Below are 856 nucleotides of genomic sequence, written 5' to 3' on the forward strand. Positions count from 1 at the left end.
CAACAACACACCAGAGCGCAAATATTTTAAAAAATTGTTTTTTTAACGTCTACCGGTAGACGGCTTGAATCCGCGATATAGCGGCCCAAGGTTCGACTTGTTTTGTAACCATAGGCTTCTGACTACGGTAATTCAATGAATGAGTAAATCAACAATTATTGTGTTACAACAAAACGAGTCGCGTGCAACAATCGAACGAAGAGTTTCTCAGACGTTAATTAAATTTTAGAAAAGAATCACAAATCGAATGGATGGCGAAAAGGGCGATAATTTCAATTTTTACATGAACATTTATTTGGGTGTCTATATCTGGCTTTGGACCTGTTTCTTTACTTACGTGTGTGTTTACGGCGGAAATCCAAGAGAAGAAGAAAATGAATTTTGATTCACATTCAATAATTAATTGTCACACGAATTTATAGCAATTAACAACTGTAATTTTAATGAAACTATCAATACTTTTCAATTCCAAAATCAAACTCATCGGCAATACTCCAAATGTGGCATTTCTTATCCTTTTTCATCAAAACACCGACCAAATGTTCACCACTCAAACGTTTTCCATGTTCGTTATTCTTTCCTTTCCACGAAACAAGACTGTCTTCGAAACCATTTGCGATCACAACAATGAATGGAAGTTCTTTAAAGTGTAGATATGATTGAAGCTCATGTAAAACACATTTCACATCTTTTGGAATAAAAAATCCAGATATTTCATAGCAATTAACAACGGGTAGTGTTTCACAATGTTCAGCTTTAAAGACCAATGAGGTCAGTTCGGTGTCTACTTCTCCTTCGCTACAATTTATGTTACAAAACTGAGCGCCAATCCAATCGAGAAGTTCGAAATCAGGTG

Annotated in this window: 1 protein-coding gene; it reads right to left on the minus strand. The window is 35.5% G+C overall.

The genetic code is table 11. The annotated features are described in order from the left end of the window. Positions 1–452 precede the first annotated feature (452 nt). On the minus strand, positions 453–856 hold a 404-nt coding region (locus V6U76_RS05340), incomplete at its 5' end, for a hypothetical protein (RefSeq protein WP_333024107.1).

Origin of the sequence: Wolbachia endosymbiont of Pentidionis agamae, assembly GCF_036711655.1 — a bacterium.
In the GTDB taxonomy this organism is placed as follows: Bacteria; Pseudomonadota; Alphaproteobacteria; order Rickettsiales; family Anaplasmataceae; genus JAZHPY01.